Genomic DNA, 22,823 nt, shown 5'->3' with positions numbered 1-22,823 from the left:
GCCACGTTCACCGGCCGCGGGTCGCCCTCGCGCCGGCGTCGGGCGACGTGCTCGGCCACCACGCGGGCGGTCAGCGCCGGCGCCCCGCACACGTCCAGGACCGCCAGGGACAGCTCCGGGTGCAGGTCGGCCGGCAGGACCGCCGCGATCGACCGGGCGAACAGGATGGCGTACCCGTCACAGGGCACCTGCTCGCTGCGCCCGTCCCAGCGGGCCAGGCCGTCGAGGACCATCAGCGGGGTCAGCGTCAGCGATACCAGGGTCGCCACCCGGTCGCCCGCCTTCAGCCCCAGCGGGGACCGCCGGCCGGCCTCGTCCACCGTGCCGATCAGCATGCCGCCCGACCCGGTCACCGGGTTCTGCATCTTCCCCCGGGTGGAGATGATCTCCAGCACCTCGGCGCGGACCTTCTCCCCGTCGCCGCCGTGCTTCTCCGACAGCTGCCGGAAGCTCGCCGCGTCCAGGTTCAGCCGCTCCACCCGGATGCGGACCTCGTTCGCGGCGATCCGCGGGTCGGCGTCCAGCCGCCAGGCCGCCTGCGGCAGCACCCCCGCCGGTTTCACGACGCGGTGCAGACCCACCGGTGACGTCACGCCGACCCCCTACCTCCAGCCGCCCGAAGCCCTGGCTAGGACTCGCGTCGCGGGAAAACTTACGGCAGACTAATTTCTTTACCGGATATTTTCCAGTAGCCTTCGGGATCGCTGATCAACCCGCACCAGGAAACGAGGAGGGGCCGTGACCCAGACCCAACCGGTTGAGACCATCCCTCAACCCCGTCACGCCCCGGTCGCCGTCTCGACCGCCGGGCAGCCGTACGAATACCGCCGCAGCCCCCTGGTCGAACCCGACTGGACCCGCTTCCCCGGCTGGCGCCACGTCACCCGGGAGCAGTGGGAGAACGCCCAGTGGCAGCGGGTCAACTGCGTCAAGAACATCAAGCAACTGCGCACCGTCCTCGGCGACGGAGTCGACGAGTCCTTCTACGCCGACCTCGAGGCCGACCAGAAGGCCCTGGCCACCATGTCGATGCTGGTGCCGCCGCAGATGATCAACACGATGGTGCCGTTCGCGCCGATGACCACCGAGGCGTTCCTCGCCGACCCCATCCGGCGCTACATGATCCCCGTCGCCTCCGACCGGCGCACCGACTGGCCGTCGCACCCCTACGCCAGCCGCGACTCCCTGCACGAGCACGACATGTGGGTCGCCGAAGGCCTCACCCACCGCTACCCCACCAAGGTCCTCGCCGAGCTGCTCTCCACCTGCCCGCAGTACTGCGGCCACTGCACCCGGATGGACCTCGTCGGCAACTCCACCCCCGCCGTCGACAAGCTCAAGCTCACCCTCAAGCCCGTCGACCGGTACGACGCCCACATCAGCTACCTCAAGGCCCACCCCGGCGTCCGCGACGTCGTCGTCTCCGGCGGCGACGTGGCCAACGTGCCGTGGAAGAACCTCGAGTCGTACCTGATGCGGCTGCTGGAACTGGAAACCGTCCGCGACGTCCGGCTCGCCACCAAGGCCCTCATGGGCCTCCCCCAGCACTGGCTGCAGCCCGACGTCGTCGAGGGCCTCGAACGGGTCGCCCGCACCGCCTCCCGCCGCGGCGTCAACCTCGCCATCCACACCCACGTCAACCACGCCCAGTCGCTCACCCCGCTGGTCGCCAAGGCCGCCCAGACCGCCCTTGACGTCGGCGTCCGCGACGTCCGCAACCAGGGCGTGCTCATGCGCGGCGTCAACGCCACCGCCCCCGACCTGCTCGACCTCTGCTTCGCCCTGCAAGGCGAAGCGGGCATCCTGCCGTACTACTTCTACATGTGCGACATGATCCCCAACGCCGAACACTGGCGGGTCCCGGTCTGGCACGCCCAGCAACTCCAGCACGACATCATGGGCTACCTGCCCGGCTACGCCACCCCGCGGATCGTCTGCGACGTCCCCTTCGTCGGCAAGCGCTGGGTGCACATGCTCACCGAGTACGACCGCGAACGCGGCATCTCCTACTGGACCAAGAACTACCGCACCTCGATCGAGTCCGCCGACCTGGAGGCGCTCAACAAGCGCTACGCCTACTACGACCCGATCGACACCCTGCCCGCCGCAGGCCAGCAATGGTGGGCCGACCACCGCGACGACTGACCCGAAACGGACCCTCGCCCCGGCACCCGCAGGTGCCGGGGCGATCCCTTTCCCCCAGCGCCGCACCACCGACGGCCGCGGGCACTAGCCTCCAGATCCATGAGCCCGGCAGCCCCCGACACCGCCGCCCGGGTCACCGCCGTCGAGATCTTCTTCGACGTCGTCTTCGTCTTCATCGTCACTCAGCTCGCCCACGTCCTCGAAGACGACCTCACCTGGGCCGGCTTCGGCCGCACCGTCCTCATCCTCGGACTGCTCTGGTACCCCTACACCGGCTACGCCTGGCTGACCAACCACGTGCCACCCGACGCCCCGCCCAGAAGATCGCCCTCTTCGCCGGCATGGCCGGCTTCCTGCTCACCAGCGTCGCCATCCCCGCCGCGTTCACCGACACCGGCCTGCTCTTCGCCCTCGGCTACCTCGTCCTCAACGGCGTCCACCTGATCATGTTCAGCCGCTCGGACGCCCGCGCCGTCGTCCCCCGCCTCGCCTCCTACAACCTCGGCGCGGCGCTGCTCATCGTTCTCGCCGCGTTCGTCGACGCCCCCGCCACCTACGCGCTCTGGCTCGCCGCCGCCCTCGTCCAGGCCGCGCTGCCCTACCTCACACCCGGACACTCCTGGATCCGCGTCGCCAGCACCTTCCACGTCTCCGCCGGACACTTCGTCGAACGCCACGGCCTGCTCGTGATCATCGCCCTGGGCGAGACCGTCGTCGCCATCGGCGCCGGCGTCGACGTCCGCCACGTCACCGCCGGCACGGCGGGCGCCATCGTCATGGGACTCGCCCTGCCCGCCGCCATGTGGTGGACCTACTTCACCGACACCCGCAACGCCGTTGCCTCCCTCACCACCGCCACCCCAAGCGCCCGCACCCACCTCGCCGCCCGCACCTACGTGCTGCCGCACTACCTGATCCTGCTCGGCATCATCGCCACCGCCGCCGGCATCCACGCCGCCGTCTCCCACCCGGGCGAGCCGGCCAGCATCGGAGCCGCGCTCGCGCTCTCCGGCGGCGTCGCCCTGTTCCTCACCGGCGTCGCCGGCGCCCGGCTGGGCCTGCGCCTCGGCCTACCCCTGGCCCGACCAGCCGGCGCCACCGCCGCGCTCGCCACCCTGCCCCTCGGCATCGGGACCGTCGCCGGTGCGCAGCTCGCCGCGGCAATCGGTGTGCTCACCGTGATGCCGTTGGCTGGCCCACTCCGCGGCGAGCCGCACACGGCGACGACGTAGCGGTCAGCCGCCCCGCGGCGCGTACATGATGACGGCGACGCCCAGCAGGCAGATCGCCGCGCCCGCCACGTCCCAGCGGTCCGGGCGGAAGCCGTCCACCAGCACACCCCAGCCCAGCGACCCGGCCACGAACACACCCCCGTACGCGGCCAGGATCCGACCGAAGTTGGGGTCCGGCTGGAACGTCGCCACGAAGCCGTACGCCCCCAGCGCCAGCACGCCCGCCGCGATCCACCACAGCCCCCGGTGCTCCCGCCAGCCCTGCCAGACGAGCCACGCTCCCCCGATCTCGGCCAGCGCGGCCAGCACGAACAGCAGCAGGGAACGGGCAACCGTCATGCCGGGAGGCTACCCAGCGGCCACCGCATCAGCTCACCGAGCCGTCCGCGAGGTCTCGCCCGGTCGGTGAGTCCGTCCAGGGCGGCCTCGCGCCCGGCCGGAACCCGCACGTCCACGACAACGCCGTCCGTGGCGGAGACCAGGAAGGTGAAGGAGGAGCATCCGGACTCATGCTTCGACGGTATGCCGTATCGGGTACCGGACGGAGGTAGCCCAGACGCACGGCGACGGCTCCCGGACTGGGAGCCCGTCGCCGTGCGGGTCACTTGTTGAAGGCGTCCTTGACGTCGCGGCCGGCCTGCTCGCCGGCCTTTCGGGCGCGCGCCGTGCTCTGCTCGGTGGCGCCCTCCGCCCGCAACCGTTCGTTGTCGGTGGCCTGGCCGATCCGCTCCTTGGCAAGTCCGCTCAGCTCCTGGGCCTTGTTCTTCGTCTTCTCGGTGAAGCTCATCGAGGACTCCCTCCGCTGTCGCGGCATTCCGGGGCCGCATGCTCCGTCCCCGGGTGCGTCCCCGCATGTCCCTTGGCCAAACGGCTGGTGTGCCCGGGCACAACCGCTAAAGCGTCCTAGGATACTAGGTGAACGGGGAAGCGCGCCGGCTGGTTAACTGGACGAATGGGAGAGATCCTGCTGATCCGGCACGGCGAGACGGCCTGGACCGCCAGTCACCGGCACACCTCGTACACCGACCTGGAGCTCACCCCCGACGGCGAGCGGCAGGCCCGCGCGCTCGGCGTGATGCTCGCGGGCCGGCGGTTCGTCCGGGTGCTGGCCAGTCCCCGGCAGCGGGCCCTGCGCACCGCGCAGCTCGCCGGCCTCGACGTCGACGCCACCGACCCCGACCTCGCCGAGTGGAGCTACGGCGAGTACGAGGGACGCACGACCGCGGACATCCAGGAGGAACACCCGCAGTGGAACATCTGGACCGACGGCTGCCCCGGTGGCGAGTCACCCTCGCAGGTCGGCGAACGCCTCGACCGGGTGCTCGCCCGGGTCACTCCCCTGCTCGACCGGGGCACCGTCGGCCTGGTCGGCCACGGGCACAGCCTGCGGGTGCTCGGCGCCCGCTGGATCGGCCTGCCGCCGTCGGCCGGCGCCCGGCTGCGGCTGGACACCGCCACCGTCAGCGTGCTCGGTCACGAGCACGGGCGGCAGGTCATCCAGCGTTGGAACCAGCCGGCTCCGCCGCCCCCCGGGACCGACCCCGGCCCGGGCGTTCGGCACTGATCTTCGGCGGCCGATTCTCGTACGGCGTGGACAGCACCACGGTGGTGCGGGTGGTGACGTTCGCGGAGGTCCCGATCTCCGGCAACAGCCGCTCCGGTCGGCTGGGCCAGCTGGCCTGAGGGTCAAGGGAGCATCCTCACGTGGCCGCGCCACAACTATTGGCTCCGTTAGCGTTGACGCTGAACCGGAGCCAATAGTGGGCGCTGGCAGGATCAGAGGTAGCGCGAGGCCTCGTCGAGGAAGCGCTGCGCGTACCGGTCCGCCGGAATGTCCCCAAGGTAGTACTTCTTGAGGTCGCGGCGGGTAGTGGCGAGGGGGTCGCTGCCGAGGAGGTCGTCGAGGGCGGCGTCGAGTCCCTGCAGCCGGCCGCCGTACGCGTCGATCACGTAGCCCGCCCGCGCAAGCGGGAACGCCTCCGGGAACTGGGCCGCCGGCACCGAGACGGCAACCATCACGAAGGGCTTCTCCGAGTACAGGTAGTCCGCCACCACGCTCGACACATCCGACACCATCGCGTCCGACGCGTTGAAGCAGTCCGCGACCGTCATCGCCACCTCAGCCTCGGCTCCGAAGACGTGTGGCCGTCCGTTCGCCCGGCGGTCGTCAGCCAGCAGCGTCCGGATGCGCTCACACTCGCGGGTCAACTCCGCGGACCGCTGACTGTACGGATGCGGTCGAAAGACGACGCTGCACCCGCGAGCGACGAGCGCCTTGATGATGTCGCAGCCAACGAGCAGCGAGGAATAGTTGGAGTCGGCATAGAAGCCGGCCCACGTCGGGGCGTACAGGACCCGAGGGTTGGCAATCGAGGCGATTGGCCCGGTGGCGATGGCGACGTTCTCGACCTGAGGGCGCCCGACGATGGTGAACATCTCTGCGGGCATGCTCACGCCGTTGGCCGCGAACCGGTCGATCGCGGCCTGGCCGGCGACGAAGTTCTTGTCGTAGATCCGGAAGACCGGGTTGTGACTCGGCACCTTGTCGCTGTCGCCGTGGTTGAGCTGGATGTGCGTCAGGTTCGTATACCGGATCACGTGGTTGTTCATCGTCGCGGTATTGACGTAGAAGGCTGCCCGTAGCGACGGGGCGATGACATCGTCGAGCTGGTTCAGCCCCATCCGCAGGACCACCGGGGCCTTGGTGAGACCCACCACCTCATTGAAGTTGGTTTGGCTGCGAACCAGCACAAAGAACTTCTTGCCGAGGCGTTCCAGGTAGGGCAACCACATCGCGATCTGGTAGGCGGTGCCGGCGGGTGCGTTCCAATGCACGAGAAAGACCGGCTCGTAGGCGGTCAGCGCGGCATGCAGTTTCGTCTCACTGCTGCGCCGCGCCCGCACCCGCGTCAGCGCCTGCAACCCGGTGAACAGGGCCAACCCGAGCGCCGCGGTCGCCACCGCCAGCGCGATCACCCCGAAGATGTCGGTGAACGCGCAGACCAGTGCCACGAGAACCGCAGCGCCGTTGACCAGCGCCACGCGGCTCGTGTTGGGGCTACGGTCAGGCCGTGAGCCGCTTCCGGGCAGGTTGGCCGAGACGGGGTAAACAGCATCGGACACGGCCGCCAACAGCGACTCGGTGAGAACCGCCAAGCCTGCGACGGCGACACCAACGGCCAAGGCGGGATCAAGACTGCCGTGTACCGCGCCGAGCAGGTACGCGCAGGCCAGCAGGAGGATACGCGCCACGACGGACGTTCCGCCGGACACCGAACCGCCACGCCACGCCCAGGCCAGCAGACCGAGCGCGAGAACGGCCAGGGGAAGCGCCCAGAGGCGGGAGCTTCCCACCGCCGCCAGCAGCAGGGCGGCAAGGGCCACCACCTCGACCGCCGAGGCGGGCAGTAGCGCCCCCGCGGCCGACGTCCGGGCCTCCGCCAGCCATCCGCTGAACCGGGACCGACCCGGCTTCGAAGCCGTCATCGCCCAACCCCCGCCGGCGACGGGTTGATCCGCAGCGGCTGCCCCACCCGGCCCCGGCAGTTCGCCAGGAAGTTCTGCTGCAACTGGGCGGCAGCGAGCGCCGCGTCGTAGGCCCGGTTCGCCTTGCCCGGCTGGACCACGTGCTCGACGTCGTTGTGCTCAAGGAACTGCAGGTAGGTGGCGAAGCTCTCCGCCTGTCGGGGCCCGAAGGCGCTTCGCTCATGCGACAGCACGGTTACCTCATCCTCCCGTTGATGACACGCAAAGCGACTCGAGGGCGGAGGCAGCACGGACAACACCGGCCGTAGGCCCGGCGTCCGCTCATGGTCCGGACCGCACGAATCAGGGATGGATCCTAGCTTCGATCCCTGCCAGCCGGCCGCACCGGGGTAGCCCGTTCTCGATCTTCCTCGACCCGTTTGGCACGATCTTGTCCGCCTGCGCCGAGCGCTCACCAATGACCGCATCCGATTTTTGCCGGCCGTCCCCGGCCAGGGGCGGAGGCGATCATCGCTCGCTGAGCGGGGTCAACCCGCCTGCGAACCCGCCGACTCAGCCGAGATGCCACGGAGCCGGTGCGGATTCACGGGATCCGGGCCGACCTTCGGCGGGCGATGCTCGTACGGAGTGGAGAGCACGACGGTCGTGCGGGTGGTGACGTTCGCCGAGGTCCGGATCTCCTGGAGCACCCGCTCCAGGTCCGTCGGGCTGGCCACCCGCACCAGCAGCAGGTAGAAGTCCTCCCCCGCCACCGAGTAGCACGAGTCGATCTCCGGCAGGTGGGCCAACCGCTCCGGCGCGTCGTCCGGCTGCGACGGGTCGAACGGCCGGATCGCCACGAACGCGGTCAGCGGCAGGTCCAGCGCCTCGAAGGAGACGCGGGCGGCGTATCCCTTGATGACGCCGCGCTGCTCCAGCCGGCGGACCCGCTGGTGCACCGCGGACACCGACAGACCCACCTTCTCGGCCAGGTCCGTGTACGACAGCCGACCGTCTCCGGTCAGCGCGGCGACGATGGCGCGGTCGATCTCCTCCACGCGGTGCAACCTACCTGGAAACGGGCTCTCGTGCCGCACCCGGCCCGCCGGGCGTGACGCTCAGCCGGCCGTGCGGTCGCGCACCGCGTCCGCCGCGTAGTCCAGCACCTCCGCCATGTCCTCCGCGTCGAGGAAGGGCAGGTCGGTGAGGATGTCCGGCACGGACATCCCCTCGGCCATCATCGCCAGCAGCGTGGCGCGCGACTGCCGCACGCAGGGCGCACCCCCATGACGCCGGGGTCGACGGTGATCCGGGGGAACGTCACCGCGACAGGTCAGCCCTTCGCGAGGGCGCGGGAGATGACCAGCCGCTGGATCTGGTTGGTGCCCTCGACGATCTGCAGCACCTTGGCCTCCCGCATGTACCGCTCCACCGGGTGGTCGGCCACGTAGCCGGCGCCGCCGAGCACCTGCACCGCGTCGGTGGTCACCCGCATCGCCATGTCGGTGGAGAAGAGCTTCGCCTTCGCCGCCTCGATGGAGTACGGCCGGCCCGCGTCACGCAGCCGCGCGGCCGCGAGGGTCAGCGCCCGGGCGGCGGAGATCTGGGTGGCCGCGTCGGCGAGGTTGAACCCGAGCCCCTGGAAGTCGATGATCGCGCGGCCGAACTGCTGTCGCTCCCGCGCGTACCCGACCGCATAGTCGAGCGCGGCCTGGGCCAGCCCGACCGCGCAGGCGGCGATGCCGAGGCGGCCGGAGTCCAGGGCGGACATGGCGATGGTGAAGCCCATCCCCTCGCCGCCGATCAGCCGGTCGGCGGGCACCCGGGCGTCGTCGAAGGCGATCTGCGCGACCGGGGAGGAGTGCAGCCCCATCGTCCGCTCGGCGGCCTGCGGGTGGATGCCGGGCGTGGCCCGGTCGGCCAGCAGGCAGGAGATGCCCTTCGGGCCGGGGCCGCCGGTGCGGCAGAAGATGTTGTAGAAGTCGGCGACCCGGGCGTGGGTGATCCACGCCTTGGTGCCGGAGACGACGTACGCGTCGCCGTCGCGGACCGCCTTCGTGGTCAGCGCCGCCGCGTCGGAGCCACCCTGCGGCTCGGAGAGGCAGTACGCCCCGAGCAGTTCCCCGCCGATCATGTCGGGCAGCAGCTTGCGCTGCTCGTCGGTGCCGAACTGGGCCACCGGGTAGCAGGACAGGGTGTGCACGCTGATCGCCTCGGCGACGGCGAGCCAGCGGCCGGCCAGGATCTCCAGCACCTGCAGGTAGACCTCGTACGGCTGGGCGGCGCCGCCGTGCTCCTCGGCGTACGGCAGGCCGAGCAGGCCGGCCCGGCCCACGGTGCGCAGCACCTCGCGGGGAAACTCGCCGCGCTCCTCGAAGCCGGCGGCCTTCGGCGCGAGCTCCCGGTCGGCGAGCTCGGTGGCGAGGTCCAGCAGGTCGTGGGCCTCGTCGGTGGGGAGGATCCGGTCGACAGTCATAGCGCGATGAGCTCCGTGGGGGTGGTGTTGAGCCGTTGCACGCCGTCCGTTGTGCAGACGACGATGTCCTCGATCCGGGCGCCGTGCCGCCCGGCCAGGTAGATGCCCGGTTCGATGGAGAACGCCATGCCGGCCTCCAACGGACGGGGATTGCCGGCGACGACGTACGGCTCCTCGTGGCCGTCCAGGCCGATGCCGTGACCGGTGCGGTGCAGGAAGGCCTCGCCGTAGCCGGCGCCGGCGATGAGGTCGCGGGCCACCGCGTCGACCGCCTCGGCGGTCGTGCCGGGGCGGACGGCCTCGACCGCCGCGCGCTGCGCCTCGTGCAGCACCATGTAGTAGGCGGCGAAGTCGGTCGGGGCGGGGCCGCCGGCGACGTAGGTGCGGGTGCAGTCGGAGCGGTAGCCCGACGGCATGGTGCCGCCGATGTCCACCACCACCGGCTCGCCGGCGCCGATCGGCCGGTCGGAGGTGCCGTGGTGCGGGCTGGCGCCGTTCGGCCCGGCGGCCACGATGACGAAGTCGACGGTCACGTGGCCGGCGGCGCGGATCGCGGCGGCGATGTCCGTGGCCACCTCGGTTTCGGTCCGGCCGGGGCGCAGCCACTCCCCCATCCGGTCGTGCACCGCGTCGATCGCCGCGCCGGCCTCGGCCAGGGCCGCCACCTCGGCGGGCGACTTGCGGATCCGCAGCTCGCGCAGCACCTCGCCGGCGAGCCGTTGGGCGGCGTCGGGCAGCGTGGCGCGCAGCGCGAGGACCTGCTCGGCCCACATCCGGTCGGCCAGTCCGACGGCCGTCACCGGGCCGGGCAGCGCCGTGCGGACCAGTGGGTACGGGTCGGTTCCATCGGTGTGGTCGACGATGCGCAGCCCGGTGGCCGGTGCGGGGGACGCCTCGGCGGCCGGGCGTTCCAGGACCGGCACGATCAGCGTCGGCTCACCCTCGGCGGGCAGCACCAGGCAGGTCAGCCGCTCCCCCGCGTGGGCGTCGTACCCGGTCAGGTAGCGCAGGTCGGAGCCGGGGGTGAGCAGCAGCGCGTCCAGCCCCGCGGCGACGGTGGCGCGTTGCGCGGCGGCCAGCCGCTCGGCCGGGTACAGCTCGTCGATTCCCACCCGCCCAGCTTAACGGTCGTTTGGGCGGCGGCGTAGCTCAGGCCAGCAGATGCGGGGCGTGCTCCCGGACCGCCGCTCGCAGTTGGCGCAGCGACGGGTTGACCAGCGGATGTCCGGCGACCGTGACGGTCGGGACGGTCTCGTTGCCGTCGGCGACCGAGCGGACGAACGCGGCGGCGTCCGGGTGCCGCCAGATGTTGACCGCCCGGTACGGCAGCCGGGCGAAGCGCAGCTTCACCCAGAGCTTCAGGCAGTACGTGCACATCGGCCGCCAGTACAGGACGACACCATCCCGGTCCTGCTCCATCGGGCCCTCCCCACCACGGCGCGCGGCGGCGCCGCGGCCCAGTCTGCCAGGCCGGGGCGACCGGACCGTCGGTGCGGGAGTGCCGCACCGCGCTGTGCAGCAGCGACGGCACCGGCTGAGCATGTGCAGGCCGCGTGCCCCGGACAATGTGCCACGATCTTGACCATGCGTCTCCCGCTCGGCCTGCTGCTGGCATCCGTCGTGAGCGGTGTGCTCTCCGTTGCGGCGGCGCTGCTCGTCATGCCCGGCGCGTCACTGCAGTACGGCCTCGTCATGCTGCTCGCGCTGCTCGGGTACGTGGTGGCGGCGAGCCGGGGTGTGCGTCGCGTGAGGTGGGCGGTCATCCTCGGTATCGGGCTGCTCGCCGTCGTCGCGGCGACGCGACTGTCCTGGTACCAGGAGCAGATCGGTGATGGGAGCTTGCTGACGTACGGCCGGGTAGGTGAGACGGCCATGCTGGCACGCTGGCGGGAGATGATCGACCGGGAGCGGCTCGCGGCGGCGGGTCTGCTGCTTGGCGTTCTGTGTCTCACGGCCGGTGTGTTGGCGTTGCCGGCGCGGGGTAGGCGGCGGGGTGTGGCGACCAGCCTCCTCGCGCTGCTGCTACTCGCCTGGTTCGGGCTGAGCTTCGCCAGAGGGTTCGGCCGCTATCCACTGCTCGAACTGCTCGGGACGGTATGGCCAGCGCTGCTCGGCACCCTCGCGGCCATGGGGGCACTCGCGCTGTCCGGTTGGCGCGCTGACCGGCGATGGCTGCTCCCGGTCGGGTCGTTCCTGCTGGCGCTGGCGGCGGCTCACGCTTACTCGGATCTCGCCGCGACGTGGTCAGGCTGGTGGATGATTGCCAACCCTCGCGACGATGCCTTCCTGGAGGTAGGGGTGAGGGTGAGCACGTCGGCGGAAAACTTCCCGCAGGTGTCGAAGGCCGTAGAGGCGGCGCTTGCGCTCGCCGGCCCCGGACTGGTGGCGGTCGGCGCATTGCGCAGCTCCCGTGAGGCTGACCCTGGACAGGCCGAGGCCCCGCAACGTAGATAGGCGGGGCGGTCCACGTTGACCACGCCGTCCACATCCAGCAGCCACACGGGGAGACGCTGGGCTCGCCGACTCCTGTCGGGGTGGGTCATCGGAGCACCGTAGGTCGCACCCGCGGATCGGCGACGCAATTTCCGGTCGTTCGCCGGCATCGATGCTGCTCCGCGGCCCACCCCCGTCGTCGCCCGAACCCCGCCGTGACCCATGGCGCACCCACCCTGGCCAGGCACTTCTTTGAGGTCTTGAAGTAAGTCATGTTTCGTTACGTCTCCGTTATTGACGTGACCGCCACCACTTCGATTGACTGCGACGGAACCGCTTCCGAAACCGGTTCCGCAACACGCCCTCAATCCCTGCGACCCGGGAGCGTCACGTGCCGATCACCATCGCCGACGTCGCCACCCGGGCGGGCGTGAGCAAGACGACCGTCTCCCGGGTGCTCAACGGCAAGGGCGAGGTGGACGGCCGGACCGCGGACCGGGTCCGCGCGGTCATCACCGACCTGGGCTACGTGCCGAGCGCCCGGGCCGTCGGGCTGGCCCGCGGCCGGACCCGGGTGGTCGGCATGCTGGTACCCGCCCTCACCTGGCCCTGGATGGGCGAGGTGTTGCAGGGGGCGGTCGACGTGGTCGAGTCCGAGGGGTACGGCCTGCTGCTGTCCACCTGCAACCGGGGGGACGAGTCGATGCGGCGGTTCGCCTCCCAGGTCTCGGCGAAGTCCTTCGACGGCCTGCTGGTGGTCGAGCCGGAGGGCACCCTGGACTACATCACCGCGCTGCACGAGCGGGGCCTGCCGGTCGTGCTCATCGACGACCGAGGCCACCAGCCGGGCTTCCCCTCGGTCCGCACCACCAACGCGGCGGGCGCCGGTGCCGCCGCGGCGCACCTGCTGGTGCTCGGGCGACGACGCCCGCTGGTCGTGACCGGCCTGAGCCGCTTCGGCTGCACCCGGGAGCGGCTCGACGGCTTCGCCCGCGGCTACGCCGAGGCGGGTCTGCCGATCGACCCGGCCCTGGTGGTGGAGGGCGACTTCACCTTCGAGTGCGGGCGGGCGGCGGTGGAACGCCTGCTCGCCGCCGGCGTGCCGTTCGACGCCGTGTTCGCCCACAACGATCTGTCCGCCGCGGGCGCTCTCCAGGCGCTGCGCGACGCGGGCCGCCGGGTGCCGCAGGACGTGGCGGTGGTCGGCTTCGACGACCTGCCCCTGGCCGGGCACACCCACCCGCCGCTGTCCTCGGTGCGCCAGCCGTTGCGGGAGATGGGCGCGGCCGCCGCCCGCGCGCTCATCTCCCACTTCGCCGGCGCACCCCTGCCCGACCAACCGACCATCATCCCGACCAGCTTCACCGCGCGCGCCTCGACCACCGGCGCCTGACCCCGCTGTCCACCCCACCCGCACCGCCGGCCGGGCCCGCCCGACCGGTGGCGGCACCGCACACCCTTCACCCACCCACCGTCCGCTCCCCCAAGGCGGGAGCATCGAGGGAGACCACCATGAGAAGACGGCAGTTCGTCGCCATCGCGCTCGCCGGCGCGGTGACCCTCGCCGGCTGCGGCGAGACCGCGAACACCAAGGCCCGCGACAACAAGGGCGGCACGACGGTGCTCAACGTCGGCATGCCCAACGGCCCGCAGACCGAGAACCACAACCCGTTCCTCACCACCTCCTCGGCGTCGTCCCTGGGCTACCGCTGGCAGATCTACGAGCCGCTGATGATGTGGAACCCGGTCAAGCCCGCCGACCCGTTCAAGCCGTGGCTGGCCACCAAGGCCGAGTGGAGCACCGACTACACCTCGGTGAAGGTGACCATCCGCGACAACGCCACCTGGTCGGACGGGAAGCCGGTCACCGCCGAGGACGTCGCGTTCACGTACAACCTGGTCAAGGACAACGAGGGCCTGAACCAGTTCGCAACGCCGTACAAGTCGGTGTCGAGCAGCGGCAACGAGGTGACCCTCACCTTCGACTCCCCGCAGTTCGTCAACCAGCAGAAGATCGTCGCCCAGGTTCCGATCGTGCCGAAGCACGTCTGGTCGGCCATCAAGGATCCGTCCACCGACATCAACAAGAACCCGGTCGGCAGCGGGGCGTACACGCTGAAGTCGTTCACCCCGCAGACCACCACCCTGTCGGTACGCACCAGCGGCTACTGGCAGGAACTGCCGAAGGTCAAGGAGCTGCGCTACACGTCGTACACCGACAACAACGCGCAGACCACCGCGCTGGCCAACGGCGAGTCGGAGTGGAGCTTCGTCTTCATCCCCAACGTCAAGACGGTCTTCCAGGCCAAGGACGAGGCGCACCACAAGGTGTGGGCGCCGCCGGTGCTCGGCATCCACGGCCTGTACATCAACACCACGAAGAAGCCGTTCGACAACCCGGCGCTGCGCCGGGCGATGGGCATGGTGATCAACCGGGAGGACATCTTCAACCAGGCCGAGGCGGGCTACTTCCACCCCCTCGTGCGCAGCGTGACCGGACTGCCCAGCCCGGCCGGTGACGCCTACATCTCCGCCGAGTTCAAGGGCCAGGAGCACAAGGTCGACGTCGAGGGGGCGAAGAAGGCGCTCACCGACGCGGGCTTCAAGTACAACGGCAACACCCTGACCGACCCGTCCGGCAAGCCGGTCACCCTCACCCTGACCGACCCGGCCGCTGGTCGGACTACCAGACCAGCCTGGAGATCGTGAAGGACAACCTGTCGAAGATCGGCATCGCCGCCACCGTCGACAAGGCCAACCAGGACGCCTGGTTCCGCAACGTCGAGGAGGGCAAGTTCGACGCTACCTTCCGGTGGACCAACGGCGGGGCCACCCCGTACGACATCTACCAGACGGTGATGGACGGCCGGCTGCTCAAGCCGGTCGGCAAGTCCTCCCCGGCCGGCAATTTCGGCCGCTTCAACAACCCGCAGGCCACCGCGGCGCTGACCGCGTACGCCAACGCCACCGACGACGCGGCGCGGACGGCGGCGCTGGCCACGCTGCAGAAGGTCTTCGTGGAGCAGGCGCCGATGATCCCGGTCGGCGCGGACAACGTCGGCGCGGCGTACAGCACCAAGAACTGGACCGGCTGGCCGGACGACGCGAACGCCTACGGCGCGGCGCAGCCGACCCAGCCGAACGCGGCCGACGTCGTGCAGCACCTGAAGCCGGCGGGTTCCTGACCGACGTGGTCCGGGCGGCGGCTGCCGCCGCCCGGACCACCGACGGCACCCCTCTCTACCGAGAAGACAGGAACCCGACATGACGACCCCCACCACGGACGCCCCGGCCGTCCGCGAGGAGGTGCTGGAGGCGGTCGGCCTGACCAAGCACTTCCCCGTGAGCAGACGGTTGGGGAGCCTGCTGACCCGCACCCGACCGACCGTGCACGCGGTCGACGACGTGCACCTCACCCTGCGCCGCGGCCAGGTCACCGCCCTGGTCGGCGAGTCCGGCTCCGGCAAGTCGACGGTCGCTCGGCTGCTCGCGCAGCTCTACCCGCGCACCGCGGGCACCGTCCGCCTGCACGGCGAGCCGGTCACCGTCCGCGGTGGTCGGCCCTTCCGGGCGTACGCCCGCCGAGTGCAGCTGATCTTCCAGGACCCGTTCGCGTCGCTGAACCCGGTGCACACCGTGCGCTACCACCTCACCCGGGCGCTGCGCATCCACGGCAACGCCGGCCGTACCGCCGCCGACCTCGACGCGGCGCTGGCGAAGCTCCTGGAACGGGTCTCGCTCACCCCGGCCGAGCGCTACCTGGACAAGTTCCCGCACGAGCTCTCCGGCGGGCAGCGGCAGCGGGTGGCGATCGCCCGGGCGCTGGGCGCCGACCCGGACGTGCTGCTCGCCGACGAGCCGGTCTCCATGCTGGACGTCTCCATCCGGCTCGGCGTGCTGAACCTGCTGCGCGACCTGAAGGAGCGCCTGCACTTGGCGATCCTCTACATCACCCACGACATCGCGTCGGCCCGCTACTTCGCCGACGAGACGCTGGTGATGTACGCCGGCCGCCTGGTGGAGGGCGGCGGCAGCGAGACGGTCACCCAGTCGCCCGCCCACCCGTACACCCGGCTGCTGATCGACTCGGCGCCCGACCCCGACCGGATCACCGGCGACGCCGTGGCCGCCGGGCGGGAGCGGGGCGACGGCGAGCCGCCCAGCCTGATCCGCCCGCCGGCCGGCTGCCGGTTCCACCCGCGCTGCCCGGCGCCATGCCGCGCTGCACCACCGACCTGCCGCCGCGGCTGGAGGTCGGCGACCGCCCCGACCACTGGGCGGCCTGCTGGCTCTACGACCCGGCCACCGTCGCGGCGGCCCGGGAGGTGAACCGGTGACCTATCTGCTGCGCCGGCTGGCCTTCTACCTGTTCACCGCGTGGGCCGCGCTGACCATCAACTTCTTCATCCCCCGGATGATCCCCGGCGACCCGGTCAAGTCGCTGATCTCCCGCTACCAGGGGCAGCTCAGCACCGACGCGATCAAGTCGCTGTACGTGCTGTTCGGCCTCGACTCCCACGACAGCATCTGGGACCAGTACGTCGACTACTGGAAGCAGCTGTTCCACGGCGACCTCGGCCTGTCGTTCACCGCGTTCCCGGCGCCGGTGTCGGACATGATCGGCGACGCGCTGCCGTGGACCCTCGCCCTGGTCGGGATCACCACCCTGGTGAGCTTCGCCCTCGGCACCGGCCTGGGCGTGCTGGCCGGCTGGCGGCGCGGCTCCTGGATGGACGGGCTGCTGCCGGCCACCACGTTCCTGTCCTCGGTGCCGTACTTCTGGCTGGGACTGGTCGCGATCGCCGTGCTGGCCGGCCCCGGCAGCTTCTTCCCCTCCTCGGGCGGCTACGAGCCGGGTCTGGTGCCGGCCCTGGACACCATCTTCCTGGGCAGCGCGGTGCAGCACAGCCTGCTGCCCGCCGCCACCATCCTGATCTCCTCGATGAGCGGCTGGATCCTCAGCATGCGCAACATGATGGTCACCGTTGCCGCCGAGGACTACATCACCGTCGCCCACGCCAAGGGCCTGCCGGAACGCCGGGTGGCGCTGAACTACGCCGCCCGCAACGCGTTGCTGCCCAACGTCGCCGGCTTCGCGCTGTCGCTGGGTTTCATCGTCGGCGGCACCCTGCTGGTGGAGATCGTCTTCTCCTACCCGGGGCTCGGCTTCCTGCTGTTCCGGGCGGTCGGCGCCAAGGACTACCCGCTGATGCAGGGCATCTTCCTGGTCATCACGTTCTCGGTGCTGGTGGCGAACCTGCTCGCCGACGTGGCGTACCTGCTGCTCGACCCGCGTACCCGCAAGGAGGGCTGAGGCGATGAGCATTCCCACCTCCAGCATCGAGCAGGTCATCCCGAAGCAGGGCGCGATGGCGCAGCCGTCCGCCGCCGCCCGGCGCCGGCGCTGGCGCTTCGTCGCCAACGGCAAGGCCGCCACCGGGCTGGCCCTGGTCGCCGGGTACCTCCTGCTCGCGGTGATCGGGCCGTGGATCGCCCCGTACGAGCCGGACGCCCGCAGCAACGAACTGCTCCAGCCACCATCGGCGCAGCACTGGTTCGGCACCACCCACCTCGGCCAGGACGTGTTCAGCCAGATCCTGGTCGGCGCCCGCGGGGTGATGCTGGTCGGGCTGACCGCCGGGGTGGTGGCCACCGTGTTGTCCGTCCTGGTCGGGGTGACCGCCGGCTACCTCGGCGGCCTGTCCGACGACACCCTGTCGGCGCTGTCCAACGTGTTCCTGGTGATCCCGGCGCTGCCGTTGATCATCATCGTCACGTCCACCATCACCGACGCCGGCGACCTGGTGGTCGCGCTGGTCATCGGCCTCACCTCGTGGGCGTGGGGCGCCCGGGTGCTGCGCGCTCAGACGTTGTCGCTGCGCCGGCGCGACTACGTGGAGGCGGCCCGGGCCACCGGCGAGAGCACCTGGCGGATCATCGGCTTCGAGATCCTGCCGAACCTGACCGCGGTCATCGCCTCCGGCTTCGTCGGCACGGTCATCTTCGCGGTGATGTCCGAGATCACCCTGGCCTTCATCGGCATCTCGTCCGTCTCGTCGTGGAACTGGGGGACGATCCTGTTCTGGGCGCAGAGCCAGCAGGCCCTCGCCCAGGGCGCATGGTGGTGGTTCGTCCCGGCCGGGCTGGCCATCGCGCTGCTGGGCACCGCCCTCGCGCTGATCAACTTCGGCATCGACGAGTTCGTCAGTCCCCGGCTGCGCAGCGCCGGCCGGGCCCGGGTCCGTACCGCCGACGGGCACGTGGTCCGGATGCGGGTGGGTTTCACCCCCGTGCTGGCCCGCCCGGCGACCCTGCCGCCGCCCCGGCCGCGACCCGAGGTGGTCACCCCGCAGCGGAAGGAAGCCGACCGGTGAGCGCGAGGAGTGCAGCGGAGCGGAGCCCCGCAGTCGCGAACGAAGGGGGGCTTCCGGTGAGCGCGAGGAGTGCAGCGGAGCGGAGCCCCGCAGTCGCGAACGAAGGGGGGCTCCGATGAGTGAGCCGGTGCTGGAGATCAGGAAGCTGTGCGTCGACTACGGGCTGGGCGACGAGGCGGTGCACGCCGTCCGCGACGTGGACCTCACCCTGCACCGGGGTGAGGTGCTGGGGCTTGCCGGGGAGAGCGGCAGCGGCAAGTCGACGCTGGCGTACGGGCTGACCCGGCTGCTGCCCCCGCCCGGGGTGATCAGCGGCGGCGAGGTGATCTACCACCCGTCGACGGGCCGCCGGTGGACGTGCTGTCGCTGTCCCCGGCGCGGCTGCGGGACTTCCGCTGGGCCGAGACGTCCATTGTGTTCCAGGGGGCGATGAACTCGCTCAACCCGGTGCACAAGGTCTCCACCCAGCTGCTCGACGTGATCCGGGCGCACGAGCCGGGGACCACCCGGGCCGCCCGGCTGGCCCGGGCCCGAGACCTGCTCCGGCTGGTCGGGATCGCCGCCGACCGGCTGGACAGCTACCCGCACCAGCTCTCCGGCGGGATGCGGCAACGGGTGATGATCGCGATGGCGCTGGCACTGGAGCCGCAGGTCGTCATCATGGACGAGCCGACCACCGCGCTGGACGTGGTGATGCAGCGGCAGATCCTCGGCCAGCTCGCCGAACTGCGCGAGCGGCTCGGCTTCGCGGTGCTGTTCATCACCCACGACCTGTCGCTGCTGGTGGAGTTCTCCGACCGGATCGCCATCATGTACGGCGGCCGGATCGTGGAGGAGGCGCCGGCCGGCGAGCTGTACCGGCGGGCCCTGCACCCGTACACCGACGGGTTGCTGCACTCCTTCCCGGCGCTGCGCGGCCCCCGCCGCGAGCTGACCGGCATTCCCGGCTCCCCGCCGGACCTGCGCGCCATGCCCACCGGCTGCGCGTTCCATCCCCGCTGCCCCCGGGCCTTCACGCCCTGCGACGCCGAGCTGCCACTACTCGGTCCGCCCGGTGACGACGACCCGGGGCGCGCCGTCGCCTGCTGGCTGCACCCTGCGGCCGCGGCGGTGCCCCGGTGATCCGGCCCGACCACGCACCATCCGAACCACCCGCAACCGCGAGGAGAACCATGGACAGCGACCGCACCGCCTCGGCCACCACCGGGCAGGCCGATCCGATCGACACCCTCCCGCCGACCTTCCGCTGGGGCGTGGCGACCTCGTCGTACCAGATCGAGGGCGCGGTCGCCGAGGACGGTCGTACGCCGTCCATCTGGGACACCTTCTGCCGGGTGCCCGGGGCGGTGGCCAACGGGGACCACGGCGACGTGGCCTGCGACCACTACCACCGGATGCCGCAGGACGTCGCGCTGATCGCGGACCTGGGCCTGGACACGTACCGCTTCTCGGTGGCCTGGCCGCGGGTGCAGCCCGGCGGGCGCGGTCCGGCGAACCCGGCCGGGCTGGCCTTCTACGACCGGCTCGTGGACGAGCTGCTCGGCCGCGGGGTGGACCCGTGGGTCACCCTCTACCACTGGGACCTGCCGCAGGAGCTGGAGGACGCCGGCGGTTGGCCGGTGCGGGACACCGCGTACCGGTTCGCGGACTACGCGGAGCTGGTCTTCGACGCCCTGGGTGACCGGGTGAAGACCTGGACCACCCTCAACGAGCCGTGGTGTTCGGCGATGCTCGGCTACGCCTACGGCGCGCACGCGCCGGGTCGCCGGGACCTGGGCGACGGCATCGCGCCGCGCACCACCTGCTGCTCGGGCACGGCCTGGCGGTGCAGGGGATGCGGGCGGCGGCCCGCGGGCCGGTGGACCTGGGCATCACCGTCAACCTGGCCACCGCCGACCCGGCCACGGACAGCCCGGCGGACCGGGACGCCGCCCGGGCGGCCGACGGGCTGGGCAACCGCCTCTACCTGGACGCGCTGGTCCACGGCCGCTACCCGGAGGACGTGGTGGCCGACCTGGCGCGCCAGGGGGTGCACATCCCGGTCGAGGAGGGTGACCTGGCGGTCATCTCCACCCCGTTCGACGTGCTGGGGGTGAACTTCTACTTCGGGCAGGTCTTCTCCGGCGTGGACGAGCAGGGGCGGGAGCGGGACGAGGCCGGCCGGCCGGTGCAGCGGGTGGTCCGGCGGGACCTGCCCCGCACCGCGATGGACTGGGAGATCGTCCCGGAGTCCTTCACCGAGCTGCTCGTCCGGCTCAGCCAGGACTACCCGGGCGTGCCGATGGTCATCACCGAGAACGGGGCGGCGTTCGACGACCGGCCCGACGCCGACGGATTCGTCGCCGACGACGACCGGGTGAGGTACCTGACGGAGCACCTGCGGGCGGTGGCCCGGGCCCGGCTGGCCGGGGCGGACGTGCGCGGCTACTTCGCCTGGTCGCTGCTGGACAACTTCGAGTGGGCGTACGGCTACGACAAGCGGTTCGGCATCGTGCGGGTCGACTACGACACCCAGCGGCGCACCCCGAAGCGCAGCGCGCTCTGGTACCGCGACACCGTCCGGCGGGTGCGCGGGGAGCGGTGACCGACGGCGCGGTGGCCGCCCGGAACAGCTCCCGGGCGGCCGCCGCGCCGTGTCCCCCGGGCCCCCGTGCGAGCGCTTTTTTCATGCCTTGACATAAGCAATTTACAAGTGTTCCCTCAGTCATGACCATCGATGTGATGGCTGACTCCGAAGGGAGCACCCGTGCACCCACCACCCCCCACCACGCGCCGCTCGGCGCCGCGCCGCCCTGGCGCTCGGCCTCGTCGCCGGCACCGTCGCCCTCGCCCCACCGGCGGCGCGGGCCGCCGGGGAGAGCGTCGACCTCTGGCTCACCACCACCTCCGACGCCGGCGGCCGGACCGTCACCCGTGGCCTGCAACGGCAGAACCCGGTCAGCTTCGCCGCCAGCAGCGGAGCCGCCACGCACACGATCACCGTCGACGAGAACACCCGCTACCAGCAGTTCGAGGGGGCCGGCGCGTCGATCACCGACACCACCGCGTACCTGCTGCGCGGCGGGCCGGTCAGCGCCGCCACCCGCGACGACGTGATGCGCAAGCTGTTCAGCCCGACCGACGGCATCGGCCTGTCGTTCGTGCGCAACCCGATCGGCGCGTCCGACCTGTCCCGGCCCGGCAACGTCTCACTCGACGACACCTGCTGCAACCTGAACGACTTCGGCGCCAACGGCTACGACACCAACGTCGAACTGCTCACCGCGCAGGCCCGGCAGCTCAACCCGGGGCTGCGGGTGATGGTGGTGCCGTGGAGCGCGCCCGGCTGGATGAAGGACAACGGCCGGATGGACCAGATGGGCTGGCTGAAGTACGAGTACTACGCCACCTACGCCCAGTACTTCGTCAAGACCATCCAGGCGTACGCGGCCCGCGGCGTGCAGGTCGACTACCTGTCGGTGCAGAACGAGCCGAACTGCTGCCAGTCCGGCAACCCCACCGCGATGGACTACCCGGGCATGAGCTGGAACTCCTCCGGCCTGGTCGAGCTGACCAAGAACTTCGTCTACCCGGCGTTCCGCGCCGCCGGCATCACCACGAAGGTCCTGGTGCACGACTGGAACTACGGCGACTACGGCAGCATCGGCTCCGGGCTGCTCGCCGACAGCGCGGTGCGCACCGACCCGCTGTTCGGCGGCATCGCCTGGCACGGCTACTGGGGCGACCCGGCGGTCGGCAGCCAGGTCCACGGCCAGTACCCGGCGGTGTCGCAGTTCAGCACCGAGCACTCCGGCGGCACCTGGATCGGCAACCAGCACAACGAGGACATGGCCGACATCGTGAACTACGCCCGGAACTGGAGCCGGAGCGTGGTCAAGTGGAGCCTCGCGGTCAACCAGTTCATGGGCCCGCACAACGGCGGCTGCGGCACCTGCACCGGCCTGATCACCGTGCAGGAGGGCGGGGACCGGGCCGGTCAGGTCGACTACACGGTCGAGTACTACACCACGGGGCACCTGACGAAGTTCGTCCGGCCCGGGGCGTACCGGATCGACTCCACCGCCAACGGCACCGTGCAGAACGTCGCCTGGCGCAACCCCGACGGGTCCAAGGCGCTGATCGCCCACAACGGCGGCACCTCCGCCCAGTCGGTGAAGGTCGTCTGGGGCGGCCAGTCCTTCACCTACACCCTGCCGGCCCGGACGACCGCCACCTTCACCTGGTCGGGCACCCAGTCCGGCGGCGGCGCCCCGACCGGCATGATCACCGGGCTCGGCGGCAAGTGCCTCGACGTCACCGACGGCAGCACCGCCGACGGCACCCCGGCGCAGATCTGGACCTGCTTCGGCGGGCCGAACCAGCAGTGGACCCGCGCCGCCGACGGGACGCTCCGCGCGCTGGGCAAGTGCCTCGACGTCGCCGGCGCGGCACCGCCAACGGCACCAAGGTGCAGCTGTGGACGTGCAACGGCACGGCCGCCCAGCAGTGGACGTGGACCGCCGGGCGGGACCTGGTGAACCCACAGGCGAACAAGTGCCTCGACGTCACCGGCAACACCTCCGCCGACGGCACCAAGACGCAGATCTGGTCCTGCACGGGTGCCGCCAACCAGAAGTGGAACCTGCCCGCGTGAGCGACGCCGGGCCGCGCTACCGCGCCGGCCCGGCGGCTCAACGGGCGCGCGAGCGGGGGCGGCCC

Annotated in this window: 17 protein-coding genes and 7 pseudogenes; 13 read left to right on the top strand and 11 right to left on the bottom strand. The window is 71.4% G+C overall.

Translation table 11 applies throughout. From position 1 onward, the window contains the following. Nucleotides 1-581: pseudogene (locus JNW87_RS15780) on the bottom strand (zinc-binding alcohol dehydrogenase); the annotation flags it as partial. A gap of 157 nt (nucleotides 582-738) precedes the next feature. Here JNW87_RS15780 and JNW87_RS15775 point away from each other — a divergent pair. Together JNW87_RS15775 and JNW87_RS15765 are read left to right on the top strand one after the other, a co-directional pair. Continuing rightward, a complete protein-coding gene (locus JNW87_RS15775; protein WP_109799858.1) occupies nucleotides 739-2,145 on the top strand; it encodes a KamA family radical SAM protein in 1,407 nt (468 codons plus the stop codon). 99 nt (nucleotides 2,146-2,244) lie between these two features. Continuing rightward, a pseudogene (locus JNW87_RS15765) lies at nucleotides 2,245-3,377 on the top strand (low temperature requirement protein A). 3 nt (nucleotides 3,378-3,380) lie between these two features. On the opposite strand, the gene JNW87_RS15760 reads toward JNW87_RS15765, so the two are convergent. Together JNW87_RS15760 and JNW87_RS15755 are read right to left on the bottom strand one after the other, a co-directional pair. Beyond that, on the bottom strand, nucleotides 3,381-3,716 hold the full coding sequence (locus JNW87_RS15760; RefSeq protein ID WP_109799861.1) for a YnfA family protein: 336 nt from the start codon (nucleotides 3,714-3,716) through the stop codon (nucleotides 3,381-3,383). Nucleotides 3,717-3,978: 262 nt separating this feature from the next. Then, entirely contained in the window at nucleotides 3,979-4,164 is a 186-nt protein-coding gene (locus JNW87_RS15755; RefSeq protein WP_109799862.1) for a CsbD family protein, read from the bottom strand. A 165-nt stretch (nucleotides 4,165-4,329) separates the two neighbouring features. Between JNW87_RS15755 and JNW87_RS15750 the strand changes: the two genes are divergently transcribed. Then, nucleotides 4,330-4,941, top strand: a complete 612-nt coding sequence (locus tag JNW87_RS15750) for a histidine phosphatase family protein (protein ID WP_109799863.1) — start codon at nucleotides 4,330-4,332, stop codon at nucleotides 4,939-4,941. Here the strand turns inward: JNW87_RS15750 and JNW87_RS15745 are convergent. From JNW87_RS15745 to JNW87_RS15710, 8 genes and pseudogenes are all read right to left on the bottom strand, one after another. Beyond that, nucleotides 4,871-5,067 (bottom strand): annotated as a pseudogene (locus tag JNW87_RS15745) (Lrp/AsnC family transcriptional regulator); the annotation flags it as partial. The gene JNW87_RS15750 and the pseudogene JNW87_RS15745 sit on opposite strands and share 71 nt — an antisense overlap. Nucleotides 5,068-5,153: 86 nt before the next feature. Next, entirely contained in the window at nucleotides 5,154-6,863 is a 1,710-nt protein-coding gene (locus JNW87_RS15740) for a CDP-glycerol glycerophosphotransferase family protein (RefSeq protein WP_238453935.1), read from the bottom strand. Then, nucleotides 6,860-7,096, bottom strand: coding sequence for a hypothetical protein (locus JNW87_RS15735; RefSeq protein WP_109799865.1), 237 nt, complete (start codon nucleotides 7,094-7,096; stop codon nucleotides 6,860-6,862). Before JNW87_RS15735 ends, JNW87_RS15740 begins: the two co-directional genes overlap by 4 nt. Nucleotides 7,097-7,390: 294 nt before the next feature. After that, complete coding sequence (locus JNW87_RS15730) at nucleotides 7,391-7,900, bottom strand: Lrp/AsnC family transcriptional regulator (RefSeq protein ID WP_109799866.1); 510 nt, start codon at nucleotides 7,898-7,900, stop codon at nucleotides 7,391-7,393. A 60-nt stretch (nucleotides 7,901-7,960) separates the two neighbouring features. Beyond that, the gene (locus tag JNW87_RS15725; protein ID WP_109799867.1) at nucleotides 7,961-8,113 is read right to left on the bottom strand and encodes a DUF433 domain-containing protein; all 153 of its coding nucleotides are present in this window, start codon (nucleotides 8,111-8,113) and stop codon (nucleotides 7,961-7,963) included. Between the two features lie 62 nt (nucleotides 8,114-8,175). Then, nucleotides 8,176-9,318: an acyl-CoA dehydrogenase family protein gene (locus JNW87_RS15720; RefSeq protein ID WP_109799868.1), complete on the bottom strand. Its 1,143-nt coding sequence runs from the start codon at nucleotides 9,316-9,318 to the stop codon at nucleotides 8,176-8,178. Next, complete coding sequence (locus JNW87_RS15715) at nucleotides 9,315-10,430, bottom strand: Xaa-Pro peptidase family protein (protein WP_109799869.1); 1,116 nt, start codon at nucleotides 10,428-10,430, stop codon at nucleotides 9,315-9,317. Before JNW87_RS15715 ends, JNW87_RS15720 begins: the two co-directional genes overlap by 4 nt. 37 nt (nucleotides 10,431-10,467) lie before the next feature. Further along, nucleotides 10,468-10,737 carry a glutaredoxin domain-containing protein gene (locus JNW87_RS15710; RefSeq protein ID WP_109799870.1) on the bottom strand — a complete coding sequence of 90 codons (270 nt, stop codon included), beginning with the start codon at nucleotides 10,735-10,737 and terminating at the stop codon, nucleotides 10,468-10,470. A 165-nt stretch (nucleotides 10,738-10,902) separates the two neighbouring features. Here JNW87_RS15710 and JNW87_RS15705 point away from each other — a divergent pair, with 165 nt between their 5' ends. The 10 genes and pseudogenes from JNW87_RS15705 to JNW87_RS41510 all read left to right on the top strand — a co-directional run bounded on the left by JNW87_RS15705 (nucleotide 10,903) and on the right by JNW87_RS41510 (nucleotide 22,758). Then, nucleotides 10,903-11,772 carry an aminopeptidase gene (locus JNW87_RS15705; protein ID WP_109799871.1) on the top strand — a complete coding sequence of 290 codons (870 nt, stop codon included), beginning with the start codon at nucleotides 10,903-10,905 and terminating at the stop codon, nucleotides 11,770-11,772. Between the two features lie 370 nt (nucleotides 11,773-12,142). Beyond that, the gene (locus JNW87_RS15700) at nucleotides 12,143-13,144 is read left to right on the top strand and encodes a LacI family DNA-binding transcriptional regulator (RefSeq protein WP_238453934.1); all 1,002 of its coding nucleotides are present in this window, start codon (nucleotides 12,143-12,145) and stop codon (nucleotides 13,142-13,144) included. Between the two features lie 119 nt (nucleotides 13,145-13,263). Continuing rightward, nucleotides 13,264-14,936, top strand: a pseudogene (locus JNW87_RS15695) (ABC transporter substrate-binding protein). 79 nt (nucleotides 14,937-15,015) lie between these two features. Then, nucleotides 15,016-16,088: pseudogene (locus JNW87_RS15690) on the top strand (ABC transporter ATP-binding protein). Next, nucleotides 16,085-17,065 carry an ABC transporter permease gene (locus JNW87_RS15685; RefSeq protein ID WP_109803490.1) on the top strand — a complete coding sequence of 327 codons (981 nt, stop codon included), beginning with the start codon at nucleotides 16,085-16,087 and terminating at the stop codon, nucleotides 17,063-17,065. Before JNW87_RS15690 ends, JNW87_RS15685 begins: the two are co-directional and overlap by 4 nt. A gap of 4 nt (nucleotides 17,066-17,069) precedes the next feature. After that, on the top strand, nucleotides 17,070-18,125 hold the full coding sequence (locus JNW87_RS15680; RefSeq protein WP_109803489.1) for an ABC transporter permease: 1,056 nt from the start codon (nucleotides 17,070-17,072) through the stop codon (nucleotides 18,123-18,125). Between the two features lie 115 nt (nucleotides 18,126-18,240). Beyond that, nucleotides 18,241-19,247, top strand: a pseudogene (locus JNW87_RS15675) (ABC transporter ATP-binding protein). Between the two features lie 50 nt (nucleotides 19,248-19,297). Continuing rightward, a pseudogene (locus JNW87_RS15670) lies at nucleotides 19,298-20,709 on the top strand (GH1 family beta-glucosidase). A 469-nt stretch (nucleotides 20,710-21,178) separates the two neighbouring features. Then, the gene (locus JNW87_RS15665) at nucleotides 21,179-22,642 is read left to right on the top strand and encodes a glycoside hydrolase family 30 beta sandwich domain-containing protein (RefSeq protein WP_375373516.1); all 1,464 of its coding nucleotides are present in this window, start codon (nucleotides 21,179-21,181) and stop codon (nucleotides 22,640-22,642) included. Beyond that, the gene (locus tag JNW87_RS41510; RefSeq protein WP_375373515.1) at nucleotides 22,573-22,758 is read left to right on the top strand and encodes an RICIN domain-containing protein; all 186 of its coding nucleotides are present in this window, start codon (nucleotides 22,573-22,575) and stop codon (nucleotides 22,756-22,758) included. The genes JNW87_RS15665 and JNW87_RS41510 overlap by 70 nt, the downstream gene beginning before the upstream one ends. Nucleotides 22,759-22,823 lie beyond the last annotated feature (65 nt).

Source organism: Micromonospora sp. ATA51 (assembly GCF_016802855.1).
GTDB classification, from domain to species: Bacteria; Actinomycetota; Actinomycetes; order Mycobacteriales; family Micromonosporaceae; genus Micromonospora; species Micromonospora sicca.
The sequence above is the reverse complement of the archived record's forward strand: the minus strand, read 5'-3'. Positions and strand labels throughout refer to the sequence as shown.